At 42.6% G+C, this 16,705-nt stretch carries 16 protein-coding genes; 3 read left to right on the top strand and 13 right to left on the bottom strand.

The features are described from left to right. Nucleotides 1-13: 13 nt before the first annotated feature. The 7 genes from EIZ39_RS06215 to EIZ39_RS06185 form a co-directional block, all read right to left on the bottom strand. A complete protein-coding gene (locus EIZ39_RS06215) occupies nucleotides 14-805 on the bottom strand; it encodes an ABC transporter permease (RefSeq protein ID WP_129198557.1) in 792 nt (263 codons plus the stop codon). Continuing rightward, on the bottom strand, nucleotides 802-1,686 hold the full coding sequence (locus tag EIZ39_RS06210; RefSeq protein WP_129198555.1) for an ABC transporter permease: 885 nt from the start codon (nucleotides 1,684-1,686) through the stop codon (nucleotides 802-804). The genes EIZ39_RS06215 and EIZ39_RS06210 overlap by 4 nt, the downstream gene beginning before the upstream one ends. Next, nucleotides 1,670-2,971 carry an ABC transporter substrate-binding protein gene (locus EIZ39_RS06205; protein WP_240675720.1) on the bottom strand — a complete coding sequence of 434 codons (1,302 nt, stop codon included), beginning with the start codon at nucleotides 2,969-2,971 and terminating at the stop codon, nucleotides 1,670-1,672. Before EIZ39_RS06205 ends, EIZ39_RS06210 begins: the two co-directional genes overlap by 17 nt. Then, nucleotides 2,917-3,591, bottom strand: coding sequence for a TVP38/TMEM64 family protein (locus tag EIZ39_RS06200; protein ID WP_164984930.1), 675 nt, complete (start codon nucleotides 3,589-3,591; stop codon nucleotides 2,917-2,919). The genes EIZ39_RS06205 and EIZ39_RS06200 overlap by 55 nt, the downstream gene beginning before the upstream one ends. Before the next feature lie 14 nt (nucleotides 3,592-3,605). Beyond that, nucleotides 3,606-5,030 carry a dihydrolipoyl dehydrogenase family protein gene (locus EIZ39_RS06195; protein ID WP_129198551.1) on the bottom strand — a complete coding sequence of 475 codons (1,425 nt, stop codon included), beginning with the start codon at nucleotides 5,028-5,030 and terminating at the stop codon, nucleotides 3,606-3,608. Nucleotides 5,031-5,048: 18 nt separating this feature from the next. Next, complete coding sequence (locus EIZ39_RS27245; protein ID WP_240675719.1) at nucleotides 5,049-6,203, bottom strand: TVP38/TMEM64 family protein; 1,155 nt, start codon at nucleotides 6,201-6,203, stop codon at nucleotides 5,049-5,051. A gap of 66 nt (nucleotides 6,204-6,269) precedes the next feature. Next, nucleotides 6,270-6,947, bottom strand: coding sequence for a YdjY domain-containing protein (locus tag EIZ39_RS06185; RefSeq protein ID WP_129198549.1), 678 nt, complete (start codon nucleotides 6,945-6,947; stop codon nucleotides 6,270-6,272). Between the two features lie 217 nt (nucleotides 6,948-7,164). On the opposite strand from EIZ39_RS06185, the gene EIZ39_RS06180 reads away from it, so the two are divergent. Beyond that, the gene (locus tag EIZ39_RS06180) at nucleotides 7,165-8,799 is read left to right on the top strand and encodes a peptide ABC transporter substrate-binding protein (RefSeq protein WP_129198548.1); all 1,635 of its coding nucleotides are present in this window, start codon (nucleotides 7,165-7,167) and stop codon (nucleotides 8,797-8,799) included. 237 nt (nucleotides 8,800-9,036) lie between these two features. Here the strand turns inward: EIZ39_RS06180 and EIZ39_RS06175 are convergent, their stop codons facing one another. The 4 genes from EIZ39_RS06175 to EIZ39_RS06160 form a co-directional block, all read right to left on the bottom strand. Next, the gene (locus EIZ39_RS06175; RefSeq protein WP_129198546.1) at nucleotides 9,037-11,367 is read right to left on the bottom strand and encodes an S-layer homology domain-containing protein; all 2,331 of its coding nucleotides are present in this window, start codon (nucleotides 11,365-11,367) and stop codon (nucleotides 9,037-9,039) included. A gap of 179 nt (nucleotides 11,368-11,546) precedes the next feature. Continuing rightward, nucleotides 11,547-12,002: a hypothetical protein gene (locus tag EIZ39_RS06170; RefSeq protein WP_129198544.1), complete on the bottom strand. Its 456-nt coding sequence runs from the start codon at nucleotides 12,000-12,002 to the stop codon at nucleotides 11,547-11,549. Nucleotides 12,003-12,078: 76 nt separating this feature from the next. Then, a complete protein-coding gene (locus EIZ39_RS06165; RefSeq protein ID WP_129198542.1) occupies nucleotides 12,079-12,495 on the bottom strand; it encodes a hypothetical protein in 417 nt (138 codons plus the stop codon). Between the two features lie 161 nt (nucleotides 12,496-12,656). Continuing rightward, nucleotides 12,657-13,115, bottom strand: a complete 459-nt coding sequence (locus EIZ39_RS06160; RefSeq protein ID WP_368666305.1) for a RidA family protein — start codon at nucleotides 13,113-13,115, stop codon at nucleotides 12,657-12,659. A gap of 82 nt (nucleotides 13,116-13,197) precedes the next feature. Between EIZ39_RS06160 and EIZ39_RS06155 the strand changes: the two genes are divergently transcribed. Further along, on the top strand, nucleotides 13,198-14,142 hold the full coding sequence (locus EIZ39_RS06155; RefSeq protein ID WP_129198538.1) for a threonine ammonia-lyase: 945 nt from the start codon (nucleotides 13,198-13,200) through the stop codon (nucleotides 14,140-14,142). A 32-nt stretch (nucleotides 14,143-14,174) separates the two neighbouring features. On the opposite strand, the gene wrbA is transcribed toward EIZ39_RS06155, so the two are convergent. Continuing rightward, nucleotides 14,175-14,792 carry an NAD(P)H:quinone oxidoreductase gene (gene wrbA, locus EIZ39_RS06150; protein WP_129198536.1) on the bottom strand — a complete coding sequence of 206 codons (618 nt, stop codon included), beginning with the start codon at nucleotides 14,790-14,792 and terminating at the stop codon, nucleotides 14,175-14,177. Between the two features lie 130 nt (nucleotides 14,793-14,922). Here wrbA and EIZ39_RS06145 point away from each other — a divergent pair, with 130 nt between their 5' ends. Next, nucleotides 14,923-15,690: a DODA-type extradiol aromatic ring-opening family dioxygenase gene (locus tag EIZ39_RS06145; RefSeq protein WP_129198534.1), complete on the top strand. Its 768-nt coding sequence runs from the start codon at nucleotides 14,923-14,925 to the stop codon at nucleotides 15,688-15,690. A 46-nt stretch (nucleotides 15,691-15,736) separates the two neighbouring features. On the opposite strand, the gene EIZ39_RS06140 is transcribed toward EIZ39_RS06145, so the two are convergent. Continuing rightward, a complete protein-coding gene (locus tag EIZ39_RS06140; RefSeq protein WP_129198532.1) occupies nucleotides 15,737-16,660 on the bottom strand; it encodes an AEC family transporter in 924 nt (307 codons plus the stop codon). Nucleotides 16,661-16,705: the final 45 nt, after the last annotated feature.

The raw sequence follows: 16,705 nt of genomic DNA, 5'->3' as shown, positions 1-16,705 counted from the left end.
CCTTACGTTACATTCAGAAGTTCCTTTTAGCATAATATCCTTTAAGCAGAAAGTCCATGGAGAGCATGGCTAATAAGGCCACTCCAACAAATAACAAAGAATAGGCCGAACCGACAGCGGGGTCTCCTCCACTAATGAATGGGAAAAGGAGCAAGGGTAGTGTTATCACCTGTCCGCCTCCGATGAGTAAGGTGATCAGGTACTGACTGGCGGATACTAGTAGACTTAGTCCGGCACCAGCTGCAATCCCCGGAAGTAGATGCGGAAAAACAATATGATAAAACCTTTGCATTCTCCTAGCTCCGAGCATTCTTGCTTGTTCCTCCCATTCAAACCCTAGTGTACGATAGCTTGTAATAAGTGCCCGAAGAACATAGGGAACTGTTGGAATCACATGAGCAAGGATAACTCCCCATAGCGTGTCTGTTAACCCCAATCCAATAAATGTCATATGGATTCCCATCATAGGGACAAAGGCAGGAACGACTAAAGGAGCAAACAACAGGGCTTCCATCATCCATTTACCTTTCATTGGCCATCTGGCCAGTGCATTAGCGGCTGGAATACTAACCACTAAATTGATGAGGGTAACCGCAAACGCAATAACTAAGGTGTTCATTACCGCTTCCCAAGTCCTAGAAGAAGGAGAAAATAAATAAATCCAGGATCGCCAACTATATGCTGTGGGGAACAAGTGAGGCCAACTCCAACCGGCGGAAAAACTTTGCAGGAGAAGTGGAAGGATGGAGACAAGCAAGGCGAGAAAACCTAGAATCGTCGCAAGCCATATCACGCTTTTTCTCAAGCCCAACCCTTCCCTTCACGTAGGCTCCATCTCTTGCTTAGACGGTAAGCGGCATACCCTAAACCAACAGAAATCACGGTGATGATCACATTCAACGCCATTGCCTCTGGACGCTCACTTAAACTACCCGTATAAAGGCGGAACCCATAAACGGAGATCATCTCAGGATAAGTTACACCTAATAGATAAGGCATCTCGAAGGCAGTAAATGTGAAAGCAAATACAATAAATGAAGCAGCTAACCATGCCGGCATCAGCAAGGGTATCACGATCTCTTTAAGGAACATCCAAGTATTAGCCCCGAGCATGCGAGCAGCTTCCTGCCAAGAATCACGAATCCGCTGAATGACAGGAAATAGAAGCAACGCAACAAAGGGGGTTTCCTTCCAAACGTAAGCAAAAATAATTCCCCAGCCCATGGGCTCATGAATCAAAACAGGGAACTGAGTCATATCTTCTATTATTCCAAGTGAATAAATCACTCTTGAAATCCAACCACTCTGCATGAAAAGGAGGACCATCAGATAGGCAACAACTAAATGGGGAATGAGCAGTGGAAAAAGGAACAATCTCTGCCAAACCCACCCTACTGATCTCTCCTCTTTCTTCCATAATAAGGTTAGTAAGGCTGCACCCAAACCCAAAAAACTAGATAGTAAAGTCGAAAGAAAAGCGGTTCGCAGAGACAAGCTTAATGACTCCCAAAACTGATCTTGTTCTATCAAGGTTTCATACGCACGAAGACTTAATTCAAGTTGTCCAAGAACTGGAAAATAGCCTAGACTCTGCAGTATACCTAAGCCTAATCCTCCCACAAACAGAAGCAGGATTAAAGTAAGAACAGGCATAATCATCAAATATGGCTTACTTTTTCGCCACATTCTCTATCCAGCCTTTCTCCAAATAATCCACATACTCAGCAGGAAACTCAGGTAGTTGGTGCTTTTCTAACTCCTCAGTGCTAAGCGTTGCTAGACCACGATCTATCTGTTCTACACGTTCCCGGTCCTCAGGGGACAGCTTTTCCAGGTCTAAGACCATGCCTTCCCCCCAATGAGACGGATCAAGCTTTGCCATTTGAGCTTCAGGCGAGAGTAAATAGTTAATCGCGATCATTGCTCCCGCTTTATTGGCAGCATTAAAAGGGATGGAAAGATAGTGCGTATTCGCTAAAGTCCCTCCATCAAGCACAAAAGTTCGTGTTGATGGTCCAAACGTTCCATTGGCCATTTCATTGCTTGCACGAGCCGGGTCATACCCCATCGTCATCCATACTTCGCCATTGGCATATAATTGGTCCAGCTTACCCAAGCTTTCTGGATAAGTCTTTCCCTCACGCCATAGGTAGGGTTCGATCTCTTGTAAGTAATCCCACATTGGAGGAAGTAGCGGTGCTAGTTCGGACTCCTGAAACGGACGAATAAAGGGTTGATAATCCCCTGTTACTTCCACGAGCACATGGCGGATAAAAGCACTACCCGTAAAATCAGGTGGAGCTGGATAAGTAAACTTTCCCGGATTCGCTTTAACCCATTCCTTTAGTTCGTTCATAGATTTAGGTGGGTTAGGAATCTTCGCGGAGTCATAAACAAACACAAACTGGGCTTTTCCCCAAGGAGCCTCCATTCCTTCCGTATCCAAACCAAAATCAAAACGGATATCCGGTGCATCATGGTTGACAAACTGCTGTACATTCGGCAGTTTGGCTGCAAAGGAGCCTGCAAGCAAACCATTCTCTTTCGCTGACTTAAAGTTCTCTCCATTAATCCACACAATGTCTGTGTTTCCTTTGGTTTTCCCAGCTTGCTTCTCTGCTAATAGCTGATTTAAGATATCTTTTGTATCCTGTATGGGAACACGATTGAGTTCCACACCCGTTGACTCTTTAAGCCTTGGAGCCACCCATCCATCCATATACTGGTTAATAGAATCGCTTCCTCCCCACATATAGATGTTTACTTTTTGTCCTTTTGCTTCCTCTGTTACCTGCTCCCAAGGAAGCTCTAAGGTGTTCTGTGCTCCATCAGCTTGAGATGGCTCTCCATTACCGCAACCCATTAGGGGGAGAACCATGCAGAACAATGAAAAAAACAACCCCCATCTGCAATACGTCAAATCTTTCTTCTCCCTTCCATTGTCACCATATTCGTGGTTTTCCTGTTCCATCGTTTATATCCAGCAGGAATAATCATAAGAGCGATCACTAAGGCAATCGCCATAAAAAACATAGGTGAAAAAACCTGGTGCAGGGAAGCACCCAGATAGTTATAAGCAAAAGCCCCTGGAAGTATTCCCAATGGGGTCGCCAAGGCGTAGTCGCGGAATCGTATTCTCGTGAGGCCTGCTCCGTAATTTACTGCATCAAAAGGAACAAGAGGAATGAGTCGTAGGAATAGAATAGCCTTGAAACCCTGTTCGTTCATATAAATGTCCAATTTCCCAAGACGACCACGCGTCCACTTCTCCATCGTTTCCCTTCCCAATTTTCGAGCCGCGCCAAATGCAAGAAAAGAACCCAGTGTTGCCCCGATTAAATCAAAGAAAGTGCCCCACCAAGGCCCAAAAGTTAGACCCCCTGCTAGTGATAAAATGACCGCTGGAAAGAAAAACAAGGGGCGAATGGTGTATAAGAATATGTAAACAAGGGGCGCAATCCATCCAAACGAAAGAATATATTCTCTAATAATAGCTGGTTGAAACAGTTGAGCATCAAGAGAACGAAGCAAGTAAACACCAGAAAAGACAAGACCAACAAAGAGAAGTCCTTTAGCAATATGTCGATTCACGATTATCCCCCTTATTAGCCCCTGAACCAACGGACATAACGCTTTATCCACCGCTGTATTCGTCCGTCAAAAAGCCTTTTTCTCCAATACAAATCTGCCGTTTGTTTAACGGCGTTAGAACGTGTGGGATAAGGATGCATTACACTAGATAGCTTGTGCATTTTCTGCTTCCATTTCCTTGTCACAATGACCTCTTGCATAAACTCCCCAGCATCCTGTCCTACTGCATGAGCACCAAGGATGTAACCCTTGGAATTGGTGATGATCTTCACTAAACCTTTATCGTTCCCTTCTGCCACAAACCGATCAACCGTTTCCAACGGCGTTTTAAAGACCTCTATTTTATTCCCTAATCTTCTAGCTTCCTCTTCGGTTAAACCTAGATGGAAAACCTCTGGATCTGTAAACAGCACCCACGTGTCAGCCTCTCGGTTCACTTTACGTTTCAAGCCTAAAACAGCATTGGAAACCGCAATCTTCCCTTCCTCGCCTGCTTCATGGGTAAATAATGCACGCCCATTCACATCCCCCACCGCATAGATGTGCGGCTTGGACGTTCGCAGATGAGAATCTACCTTAATATAACCTCGTTCAGTGAGAACCCCTGCTGCTTCTAGGTGAAGAGACTCGGTATTTGGAATTCGACCCGTTGCTAGGAATACGTCATCTACTTCCAGTTCGATCAATTTACCATCCTGTGAGATGATCGCTTTTTTACTGTTTGAGGCAGTAATTAATTCCTTGACCGTTGCTCCTGTCATGAATTGAATACCTTCCGACTCAAGCGTCCCTCGTAAACTTCTTGCAATTTCTTGATCCTCACGATATAGGATCTCTTTAGATGCTTCCACAATGGTTACCATCGTTCCTAATCGCGAAAAGCCCTGAGCAAATTCTATTCCAATAGGACCACCCCCAATGACTAACAAACGAGAAGGAAGCCGATCCATATTTAGAATGGATTCATTCGTTACAAACCCTATCTGCGCAAGATCTGGGATCGGTGGGATGAATGGACGCGAACCGGTTGCAATGACAATACGTTTCCCAAATACTTTTTCTTCTTCATTGATCATGATCTCATGAGGGGAAGTGAATGAGCCTAAGCCGTTATAAACATCGATACCAAGTTTTCCAAACCGCGCAGGATCATCATGCTCGCTTATACGAGTGACAGCGTCTTTGACGAACTCCTTTACGCGCGAGAAATCGACTGCCCCAGAAACGTCCATCCCAAAAATATTGGATTGTCGTGCTACATAAACTGTCTTCGCTGCATGAAGAAACGATTTACTGGGGATACATCCCGTCCATAGACAATCTCCCCCTAACGGTCCGTCTTGAATAAGAGCAACCTTAGCACCAAAGCTAGCTGCTCCGGCAGCTGTAACCAATCCTCCCGCCCCTCCACCAAGGACGATGAGATCATAAGTTTTCATAGTAAGCCACCTTTATATTTAAGCAGAAATTTGTTTTGCCAGACTGGATTTCTTTTTCCATGCTGAAATGATCACCGCTAGACAGATCGTGACAATGAAGATCCAGAAAAGAATTTTCACTGACCCTGAAGCGGTCTGACCTAAGTAAGAATAAAGAATGGTGGCTGGAGCCTGACCAATCCCTGTTGCAATCCAGAATCCCCAGAATCTCATGGAAGTTAACCCTGCAGCATAGCTTACCACATCAAATGAAATAAAGGGCAGCAACCTTGATACGAGAATTGATTGTTTACCGTACTGCTGAAAAAATTTATCTGTCATCTCAATTGCGGATTTACTCACTAACTTCTCGACAGCGGGTCTTCCTAAAGAACGTGCAATGAAAAAGCATAAAGCCGCACCAAGCATCGCGCTGCTCCAAGAAAGCAGACCGCCCCAGAAGGCTCCGAACAGCATCCCATTTGCGAAGGTAATCACGAACGCGGGTAAAGGAGCTAGGACCGCCTGAAAGATCATAAGCAACGCAGAAACGATTGGTGCAAAATAACCAAAGGATAAGAGATAGTCACGAAAGGCCTCAATATCAGCGGCTGCAAGCATAGCAGAAGCATCATTAATAAAATACCTTATTCCTGGCTGAACAAAGTAAAGCAATACAAAGACAAAGCTTATACCAACAACAGCAAAGATTGAATTACGTTGTGCTTTCGTCATGATTTTTCTCCCTTCTTCCAACTGTTTTTGGTAAAACAAGTGGCTTAACAGCCCAACGATAAATATCACTAAAATTGCTGAATTCATTTGGCTAAGAGAAAGATGAGGCATATAGATTCCCTGCCGGAGAACGTAGGCTGGTACGATAAGCAGCCGATCCCATTGAAAGGACTGGACAATCAATAGGGTTAGAGGACCGCCTACCAAGATACTAGCATGAACATATCGCTTCTCCCAAATAAGCCAATGGTCTAAAACAAAAAATTGATTCAGGAGAAATAGGATGATCGCTATTCCAACAAATACGGGAACCATGGCTCCTAGGTTGGCTCTCATATCAAGCCACGTCCATTTTACTAATGCATTAGCCAAGCTTAAGCTAAATATGAACGAGAAAAAGCCGGCATTTAAGATACCAAAAATGAATTGAAAAGTTCGATTGGTGGGTGCGATTGACATGTCGATCATCACCTCCTATTTGGTTAAAGGGCATAAACGCATGTTTATGCCCAACAAGTAAAAAAATTAGAGTAATTTAAAAGTTACGATGACTGGTGTTCCATCTGCAGGTAATACATCCTTGTTCCCTATAAATTCAACTTCTTTGTCCGCAAAAGCACCTTGGTGTTGGTGATGATTGCTTGTAATCCCCACTGGGCAGCTGTCAAAGCAAGCTAGACAACCTGTAAAGGCATCAATAGAGCGAGCATGATTCCCACCAAACTTGTACTCAATTGGCTTCCCCGTAGAATCTAATACCAGCTCTGTCATCTTATACTCCTTAGGTGCTCCCTCCCAAGAGATGGTTACATCCAGAACAGAGCCTTCAATAGTCTGACCTGCCGTATCCGGGGTCAAGTTATTGCCTGCTTCCGCTCCGATGGCCATTAAAGCATCGTGGAAGTTAGCTTGGTTAGCATAAGAAGTAAATAATGCCTGACCACCATATTTTCCCTCATGGAAGTTAAGACCATGACGAGTAGGCTCAACCGTATATTTACCATTAAGTTTAGCGAACACTTTGACCGTCTTTGCTTCTTTATCTACAACTAGCGGTTGCTGCTCCGTTGTATCTACTCCTTCAGCCGCAACGGTTTGCGTTCCTTTCACCTTTGCTCCCCCACTGGTTTCCTGTCCTCCACCACAAGCTGTCAAGGAGACAGCCACCAGAGCGGCCAGTAAAAGATAAGTCAATTTCTTCATAAATGATAGCACCTCCAATAAATAATTCCTTTTGACCCTATAAAATATATCACAAAATCTAATTTGCATGATAACTTTTCTTTAGCATTTAGCACATACAAGAAAACTCAAAAAATTATACCAACAGAAAATATGTACTTCAAAGTTTACCAAAGTAATGATATAGTAGATTTGCAGGTCTCTAGCATCTTAAATAAATAAATGGGGGTAATAGTAGATGAAGAAATTATTCACCGGCGTACTCAGCACGGCGATGATCGCTAGTTTAGCTATCACTGGCTGTAGCTCCAACCAAGAGACTACTCCAAGTCCTAACGATGGCAAAACCGAAGAGAAGGCAGCGGAAAAGAAAGAAAGCGTTATCCGTATGAATATTCAGACGGAACCGCCTTCCCTACACCCTGGTATCGCCACAGATACACAATCCATCACCGTTATTCGTGCGACTATGGAAGGTTTAATGAGAATCGGAATGGATGGAAAGCCTCATGAAGCAGCAGCTGAGAAGGTAGAAATCTCCGAAGATCTTAAGACTTATACTTTTACCATCCGCGATCATAAATGGAGCAATGGTGAAGCTGTCACGGCCCACGATTTTGAATATGCTTGGAAGTGGATTCTAACTCCTACCAATGAAGCTCCTTATGCTAACTTACTATACTTGATCGAGAATGCTGAAGCTGCAAAGAAGGGTGAAGCATCCCTTGACGATGTTGGTGTGAAGGCTCTTGACGAAAAGACTCTTCAAGTAACCTTAAACAACCCAACTCCTTACTTCTTAGAATTTACTGCTTTCTCTGTTTTCTACCCAATGAACAAGGCTGTTAATGAAGGAAATACAAATTGGCATGCGGAAGCAAACACACACGTTGGTAATGGTCCTTACAAGCTAGCTGAATGGGCTCATGGATCTGAACTAGTACTTAAGAAGAGTGACACCTATTGGGATGCTGCATCTGTTAAAGGTGACACCGTTAAGTTGATGGTCATTGAAGATCAAAATACAGAAGTAAGCATGTTTGAAGCAGGAGAATTGGACTGGGCAGGATCCCCTCTTTCTGAGATTCCACCAGATGCTCTAGTACCTCTATTACAAGAAGGTAAAGTAACTAGCCAACCAATCGCTGGTACTTACCTCTACCGTTTTAACACAACAAAAGAGCCATTCACGAACGCAAAAATTCGTAAAGCATTCTCTTATGCAATTGACCGTCAGAGCTTAGTAGAAAACGTAGCACAAGGTGGACAAATGCCTGCTATGGCTTGGGTTCCTCCAACTATGATTCCTGAGAATGAAAAAGGTCTATTCCAAGACAACAACGTAGAAGAAGCGAAGAAGCTATTAGAAGAAGGATTGAAGGAACTTGGTAAAGACAGCCTTCCTCCTATTGAACTTCTTTACAACACTCAAGAGCTGAACACGAAACTTGCTCAAGCCATCCAAGATCAATGGAGGGCTAACCTAGGCGTTGAGGTTACTCTAGTAAATAAAGAAAGAAAAGTACAATTAGAAGAAGAAAAAGCTGGCCAATACATGATGTCCCGTGGAGCTTGGTTAGGGGATATCAACGATCCTGTTAACTTCCTTGAGCTTTTCGTTGCAGTTGAAGGTAACAACCGCACGTATTGGACAAACCCAGAATTCACGAAGTTAATTAACGACACTTACGCTATGAACGATAACAATGCCCGTATGGAAAACTTCAAAAAGGCTGAGAAGATCCTTATGGACGAAATGCCATTCATGCCAATCTACTTCTACACTTACAACTACATGAAGGCTGACAACTTGAAGGATGTTTACATGGACGGTCTTGGAAGTCTTGACCTGAAGTGGGCTTACATGGAGTAATAGATTTGATGAGAATAAGCGGAGGTTACTCCGCTTATTTTTTTTGATTCTGGGAGGATCCGGGTGCTGGGTAGATCACCGGCAAATAGGAGGATAAAGTTGTTATCCTCCACCTATTTTCCCTTTTTCTGCGCCACTTTTGGAAATAACGGAAGTTTATCCGCTTAACTTGAACGTGTCCCCAAACAAGCAAAAAAAGAAGGATGCACCAAAATAGGCACATCCTTCTCCCATTACTTATCGCTTTTCTACTACAATTAGATATACTTCGTTATCTGCGTTCTTCCATAACTCGACTTTATCCGTAGTACGGATATCCGTCGCAGACATAGCAGATCCATCATGGGATTTCACTACGAAATCTTTCGTTAGCTTGTAGCTCGTAGAAACATTATTATAGAAGACATATTGTTCTCCATTTACACGGGTTTCTAGTCCCATGAATGCCACATTGTCTTGCGCTTTCTCTCCTACCGCAGAAGAGGAAGCTACTTTTCCATCACGCTTTAAGGTTAGTGTTACGTATTCAAACTGGCTAATACCTTCTACAGCTTCTGCATTCAACCCTACATAAGTTGTTCCACCAATAATAATGGAAGCCGTAGTTACATTTCCATTCTCTCTTGCCACAGTCACAGAATCAACCGCACCACTTACGGTCTTCACTGCACCTATAATAGCTTTTACCTTACCATCTTTCGTAAGAGAAAGTGTATATTCTTTATCATTCGTAGCGGCATCTTCATCTACCGTTACACCTGTTGATAATTCATAAACTTTACCGTTTACGGTTACACTCGTATTGCTCTTTTCTGTAACGAAACCTTTAATACTCTGACTCTCTACTACAAGTTCAACAACATCCTGAGTTCCTACGCTTACTTTTAAGCTCGAGATCTTGGTATCATTTAGTTGATCCGCTGCAATACGATTGGCAGCTATCACTTGTTGATCTAGCTTTACAGTTGCCGTATCTACCACACGATACACATTACCATCGATAGTTACAGTAGCCGGTGTTCCTTCTGCAAAAGCAGTAGTTAGAGTTACAAATTCAGCATCAACTTCAACAGTACCTTGCTCTATCTTTACAAGATTCCCCTTAGAATCAAATGTAAGAACGGCATCACTTCCGCTAGAAAGCTTATTAAGTTCAGTTACGGCTTTTTCATTTACTAGTAATTGGGTATCAGCGAAGATAGAATATTCTTTGCCTCCAAATGTGATCTTGTTAGCCGCTGTATTTACTGCAATTTCGCCTGTTGCGCTTAACTTCATGAATTCAATAGCTGTAACCTCTCCGTCTACATTCAAGCTAAGCTTTACATGGTCACCTTTCGCTACATCAGCGAAATGGCTTGTCGTTCCTGTAGCAAGAGGATGAGCTTTTCCTGCAACCGTTGCATTAGAAGCCAACTTGTACACTTTTTCATTCAAAGTGATTTCTTTCTTCGCATTCGTTCCTGTAACAACAGAAATCTTTTCTACAAGTCCAACAGCTTCATTCGCAGCAAAAGAGATCGAAGTCACTTTTCCTTCCTTATCCTTTACCGCAATAAACTTCTGGCCAATATGTGCATTTGTTACGGATACACCATTTTCCACAACAAGGACCATATCCTCACCATTCACAGAAGCTTGAAATTTGTCTTCATCACCAACAGCCGTCGTGAAATCCAATCCGCTCTTAATAATTCCTTCTACAATGTTGGCTTGAGAGGTCTTGACGATGACAAATGAAACTTTTCCTTCTTTAGTTAAGTACTCTACTTCAGCACCTTCCACTACAGTACCATATACCTGAACATTGTCAGCGAAAACGAAAGTGTTTTCTTGACCGACTAGTTTCATTTCTTTACTCTGAACGTTAAAAGAAGAAACTACGCCTTTTATTACAGCTAATTTTTTATTTGTACCGTCATTGTTCCCATCTTTATCATAATAAGCACCGTTTGCATAAACAGGTGTTTCCATAAACTTGCTTGCAAATTTAGCAATCACCTCACGGTTAGCAGAAGCCGTAGGAACTTCAGTTGAATCATACATGCCTACCTTGTTCGCTTCAAGAAGGAAAGGATGGTACCATAATCCCGTAGTGCTTGCTGGAACCTCGATATCCAATCCGTTAACGAAAACGGTTAAAGCTTCAGCCACTTTTACTGTATTGTTTGGCTGGAATGTTCCGTCTGGATAACCTTTAATGATTCCCTTGGAAACAGCCAAATTAATAAATCCGTTGGCCCAGTGATTGTCTGGAAGATCTTTAAACTTCGTTGGTCCTTCGAACATTTTGACTTGCTCTTCGGTATAACCAAGAGCTAATACAGCCATTGTTGCAAACTCAGCACGGGATACTTCCTTATTTGGTTTAAACGTTCCATCCGTATAGCCTTTAACAACTCCAGCATAGTTCAACTTCAAGATCGCATCTTTGTTTGGATTGCTAGCAATATCGCTTAAAGGTAAAGCATTCGAAGCAGAAGCAAAACCAGGAACTGCCAGCAAACCTAATACTAAAGATTTCGTTACCCAACTCTTTAGGGTTTTGGATGATAATACGTTTAACATGCACTTTCTCCTCCTCAGATATGTAGTCCTTTTATTTATCTATGTCTAAGAAATTTTTGAGAGTGATGAAGCAATGAGATTATAGTATCGAAGATTGGGAGTCCCTGCATTGATGAAACATTGGAATATAAAGAAAAGCCCTCCTGTACTGGGGGGCTTTTCCTATCCGTCACTAACTATTATTTCAACTTCCTCTGAAGTTCCGTCTGCAACGCCTGATTCTGAATTTGCTGTAATCCATGTTCCATTTGCAGTAACACATCAATCGTTTGCATCGATTGATTCATCTGCTGAAAAGCCGAACTCGTAGCTTGCAATTGTTGAATCAGGGCTTGGTAGGCATCTGCTTGAAGCTGCATTTCCGTTCTTTCCATGCTATTCAACTGCGCTCCAAGACTGTTTATAGGCGACGAACCCGTGGTGCCGTGCGTTCCGGATTCACTTCCGAACTCCACATTCACATCTGGATGAAACTCTTCCGCTATCTCCGTACGCAAGTCCGCACCTAATCTTTGCATATCAGAGCGCATAGGTTTAATTACATTATCCCCGTTGTTGTTGAATACCCCACTAAACCAAATAGCCGCAGAAATAATGGCCAATGACAATAGTATAACAATGGTTGCTGTTACCATCTATTGGTCATCCTCCTTATCAGTGGGTTGAAAAAGGGTTACGCTTAAGAAAACGTAACCCTCTTTCCAAGGTCAATTATTGCAAGCTTTGATTCGAAGATGGCTGGCTAACCTGTTTCATCAATTGCTGTTGGGATTGAGAAACAATTTGTTGCATTTGTGTCATAGCCTGGAAAGATTGAATACTCTGGCTAGCCTGATTGAGAGTTTGAGCGGCCTGTTGAATGGATTGCTGTAGCTGCTGGAAGGCTTGTCTTTGCTGCTGTTGAATTTGGTTGGAGAATTGATTAACTTGTTGCATTAATTGATTGGTTTGTTGCTGAGTTTGATTAGAATTACCCGTCATTGAAGCCTGAGGGTTAGATTGAATTTGGTTCAATGCTTGTTGCATTTGATTTAGTTGAGTGTGTAAAGGAACAAGTTCCTCTGCAATCTCTTCTTTAGCGATTTCTTCTTGAGCTACAGCTTCAGCCAATTTTTCTTTTTTCGCCATGTTCAAATCCCCTCCATCAGGTTTTTGGTCTCCTTCAGGAACTCTTCCTCTGAAGAACACAAATGTATTTTGGCTTTTTCTTTTCCCCTCTATCCTTCCAAAGTAAGCCTTTAATATCAACTGATCTGAAGCTTCTTATAAAAAAACAGTAACCCAGAGGGCTACTGTTTCACTGCGACAATTAATTCAATTTCCACTGGTGCATTACTTGGAAGCTCCGCGACTCCTACTGCTGAGCGAGAATGTTTTCCCATTTCTCCAAAGATATCCACCAGTAATTCAGAAGCTGCATTCATCACCACTGGTTGCTTTGAGAATCCGCTAGCTGAATTGACAAAACCGGTAATCTTAACAACTCTCTCAATTTGATCAAGGGACCCAAGCTGTTGCTTAAGGCAAGCTAAACCATTCATAATGCACACACGAGCTGCTTCCTGGGCTTGTTCAATGGTAACATCTGTCCCAACTTTACCGGTATGAACCAATTCTCCATTTAATCTTGGAAGCTGTCCACTCACATAAGCCATGTCACGATGAACAACGACAGGTACATATTGAAATAAAGGGGCTGTGGCTTCTGGCAGTGCAAGACCAAGTTCAGTAATTTTATCTTCAATCATAAGAATTCCTCCTAGATAAATTTTGGAAAGATCTATAATATATAATATACAGACTTTTTAGTATAAGCAAAGGGGAAATAGCATGATATCTCTAAAAAATATTCAATTAGCTAGAACTAACATTTCCGACACTGTTGCTCAAACACCTCTTTTATCATCTGCAACACTATCGGAACAATACGGAAACCAATTGTTTCTAAAGGCAGAACACTTACAGAAAACGGGATCCTTCAAAATTCGAGGAGCAGCAAATAAAGTTCTTAATGAAGCAAACAATGGAGCAAAACACGTCGTTGCAGCTTCTTCAGGCAATCATGGACAAGCGGTTGCTTATATCGCTCGCCAATTAGGTATTCAATCTACGATTGTTGTCCCTGTTGACGCAGCCCTCTGTAAACAAGAGGCTATTCAAGCTTATAATGGAAAAATAGAATTATGCGGAACCACATCGCCTGAACGATTGGCAAGAGCGGAAGAAATTAGTCAAACCGAAGAAGCTGTTTTTATTCCACCATATGATGATCCTGCAATCATGGCGGGCCAAGGTACAATTGGCTTGGAAATTCTAGAACAACTTCCAGATGTTGATGTTGTATACGTTCCAGTTGGCGGGGGGGGACTTATCTCAGGTATAGCCACAGCCATTAAAGAATCCAACCCTCATATTCAAGTCATTGGAGTGGAGCCGGCTCTTGCCAATGATACATTTATGTCTATACAGGAAGGGAAGAGAGTAAGTATCGGAGCTTCCAAAACAATAGCTGATGGTTTAAGAACCTCTACACCTGGGGAACTCACCTTTCCAGTCGTTCAGCGGTATGTCGATGATATCGTGCTAGTTACCGAGGATCAAATCAAACACGCATTTTCGACCGTACTCAGCCGCATGAAACAGGTGATCGAGCCTTCCGCTGCAGCTGCGGTAGCAGCAGCTTTAGCTCATAAGGCTGAAGGGAAACGAATTGTTGCCGTTGTGTCTGGCGGAAATGTCGATTTAGATCAAATTCCTAATTTGTTAACGACCTAAAGAAAAAAGGCTGCATCGCAGCCCTTTTTCTCTTATTTCATACCTTTCTTAACCCACTCGGCTACTGTAACCACTCGTTTTGCTTGATGCTCAACCGCACCACGTACATCTTCGATCATCTTGCCTTCTTGATTCACCGTGACGCTCGTTCCGTAAGGGTTACCTCCTGCAGCAAAGATAGATGGATCACTGTACCCTGGAGCTACAACGATCGCGCCCCAATGGTACATCGTTGTATAGAGAGAAAGAATGGTCTGTTCTTGTCCCCCATGAGCATTACTCGCAGAAGACATAGCGCTAACCACTTTATTTGTCAGCTTCCCATGAAACCAAAGTCCACCCGTTGTATCCAGAAACTGTTTCATCTGAGCAGGTAGATTTCCAAAACGTGTAGGAACACTAAATATAATCGCATCTGCCCACTCTAAATCATCTAAAGAGACAGTATTTATATCTGCTGTTGCCTCCATATGAGCTTTCCATGCTGGATTACTTTCAATGGCAGCCTCCGGAGCCAATTCAGGAACCTTTAGGACTTTCACTTCTGCACCCGTTGCCTTAGCAGCATCGGCAGCCCATTGGGCCAGCTGATGATTAGTACCTGTCGAACTGTAATAAATAATCGCAAGTTTAATAGACATAAGCTTCATCTCTCCTCATAATAAAATTGTTATTATCTTCACTTTTGATCATAACTAACTTTATGTAAGTATAATAATGTGATACACTTACTATTGTCAAGTATCTTTTAAAAATGATAATCCTCGGGAGGTATATGTTATGATTTCACCCCTCTTTATATGCCATGGAGCTCCTACATTAGCTATTGAAAACAATGAGTATACTCAGTACTTAAATGAACTTGGGAAAGCCTTGCGCCCTCAAGCCATTGTCATCTTCACCGCCCATTGGGAAAGTGAGGTCCTGACCCTATCTTATAGAGATGACTCTTATGAAACGATTTATGACTTTGGCGGATTCCCACCTGAGATGTATAGCATTCAATATCCGGCCAAGGGCTCAACACCCATAGCCTCCAAAATAGAAGAACGGTTTAATAATAGAGGGATTACTACGAAAAGAGATGTAAAAAGAGGTCTTGATCATGGTTCTTGGGTCGTCCTTCGTTTGCTTTACCCGGATGCAGATATTCCGATCGTTCAAGTTTCCGTTAATCCATTTCTTCCGATCGACCAACAGCTGAAAATCGGTGAAGCATTGCAGGGACTTGACGATGAAGACATCTTGGTGATTGGCAGCGGGGGGACCGTTCATAATCTTCGTGCCATTCATTGGGGGCAGGATACTCCAGAATCTTGGGCAATGGAGTTTGATGACTGGCTTATTGAAAAAGTTCAACAGAGAGACGTGGAGGCCTTAACCCATTACCAGAATCTAGCTCCACATGCACCGCTCGCTGTACCTAGAGCTGAACATTTTGTTCCTCTTTTTAATAGTATGGGCAGCGGGAAAGTACATCAGATACCTAAAACACTTCATCGCAGCTACCAATATGGCACGCTAAGTCATATTGTGTTTCAATTTTAACAAAAAAAAGAAGGGGTCTCTTCCATAGAAGAAACTCCTTCTCTTTTTAAAACAATAGGCTTGAAGCATAGACGACCACCGCCACGGATAGGCTGCTTAGGATCGTTGTCAACAACACTACTTGCGTGGCAAACTCTGGGTGGTTGTTGTATTCCAATGCGATCAGAGCACTATTGCGGGAAGTAGGAAACGAACTTGCAATAAATAGGGCTTGGGCTATCGTCCCCTCCCAGCCTAAGACCATAATAACAAATAGAGCTACTATAGGAGAAAGAACAAGCCTACCGAGAATAGCAAATAGGAGGGAGCGACTTACCCTTTTGATTTTCAGATAAGCCACTTGGGCCCCAAGTGTCACCAAGGCTATAGCGAGAAAAGCATTTGCTGTATTTTGAACGGCTTTCCATACTGGTCCTGGTACAGCGATGTCCAGCGAACGAAAAAGAACGGCAAGAAGTAAAGCATACAACACCGGAAGCCGGACGATTTCTTTTATAAGCTTGGAACCCTTCGCATTGGCTGATACGGCATTGAACAATCCATATGTGTATGTAAGGAGATTCTGAAAAATGGATATGATGACTTGAATTGACATTCCGAGAGGATTGGTATGAAAAACAAGCTCACTAACGGGCAGTCCAAAATTACCGGAATTACTCAACACCATGCTGTTACGAAAACTTGCGGATAGTCCAGGATCAAATCCATTGATCTTAGCAATAAGGTAACTTACAACAATGAGCAGGACATTAAGAACGATACAAAAAAAGATAATTTGAGTAATAAGTTGCCCGGAGATCTCCCCTTGATATATATTTACGAAGCAAACCGCCGGCAAGAGAAAGAACGTATTCAATTTGGAAAGAGTATTTAGATCAAATTTAAATATTCGGTGTAGAATGGCCCCCAAGCCAATCAACAAGAAGATGGGAAAAATAATGTTTTTGAGTATAAGAAAAAAGATTTCCACTTTTTTATTCCTTCTTTCCTACAATAGAAATGAAACAAGACCCTT

Source organism: Ammoniphilus sp. CFH 90114 (genome assembly GCF_004123195.1).
In the GTDB taxonomy this organism is placed as follows: domain Bacteria; phylum Bacillota; class Bacilli; order Aneurinibacillales; family RAOX-1; genus YIM-78166.
The sequence above is the reverse complement of the archived record's forward strand: the minus strand, read 5'-3'. Positions and strand labels throughout refer to the sequence as shown.

Excerpts from the sequence above, each read along its gene's own strand:
- wrbA (WP_129198536.1), bottom strand. The coding sequence starts at position 14,792 with ATGAAGCTTATGTCTATTAAACTTGCGATTATTTATTACAGTTCGACA.
- EIZ39_RS06175 (WP_129198546.1), bottom strand. The coding sequence starts at position 11,367 with ATGTTAAACGTATTATCATCCAAAACCCTAAAGAGTTGGGTAACGAAA.
- EIZ39_RS27245 (WP_240675719.1), bottom strand. The coding sequence starts at position 6,203 with ATGTCAATCGCACCCACCAATCGAACTTTTCAATTCATTTTTGGTATC.
- EIZ39_RS06205 (WP_240675720.1), bottom strand. The coding sequence starts at position 2,971 with ATGGAACAGGAAAACCACGAATATGGTGACAATGGAAGGGAGAAGAAA.
- EIZ39_RS06185 (WP_129198549.1), bottom strand. The coding sequence starts at position 6,947 with ATGAAGAAATTGACTTATCTTTTACTGGCCGCTCTGGTGGCTGTCTCC.
- EIZ39_RS06210 (WP_129198555.1), bottom strand. The coding sequence starts at position 1,686 with ATGTGGCGAAAAAGTAAGCCATATTTGATGATTATGCCTGTTCTTACT.
- EIZ39_RS06170 (WP_129198544.1), bottom strand. The coding sequence starts at position 12,002 with ATGGTAACAGCAACCATTGTTATACTATTGTCATTGGCCATTATTTCT.
- EIZ39_RS06160 (WP_368666305.1), bottom strand. The coding sequence starts at position 13,115 with ATGATTGAAGATAAAATTACTGAACTTGGTCTTGCACTGCCAGAAGCC.
- EIZ39_RS06165 (WP_129198542.1), bottom strand. The coding sequence starts at position 12,495 with ATGGCGAAAAAAGAAAAATTGGCTGAAGCTGTAGCTCAAGAAGAAATC.
- EIZ39_RS06145 (WP_129198534.1), top strand. The coding sequence starts at position 14,923 with ATGATTTCACCCCTCTTTATATGCCATGGAGCTCCTACATTAGCTATT.
- EIZ39_RS06155 (WP_129198538.1), top strand. The coding sequence starts at position 13,198 with ATGATATCTCTAAAAAATATTCAATTAGCTAGAACTAACATTTCCGAC.
- EIZ39_RS06180 (WP_129198548.1), top strand. The coding sequence starts at position 7,165 with ATGAAGAAATTATTCACCGGCGTACTCAGCACGGCGATGATCGCTAGT.
- EIZ39_RS06195 (WP_129198551.1), bottom strand. The coding sequence starts at position 5,030 with ATGAAAACTTATGATCTCATCGTCCTTGGTGGAGGGGCGGGAGGATTG.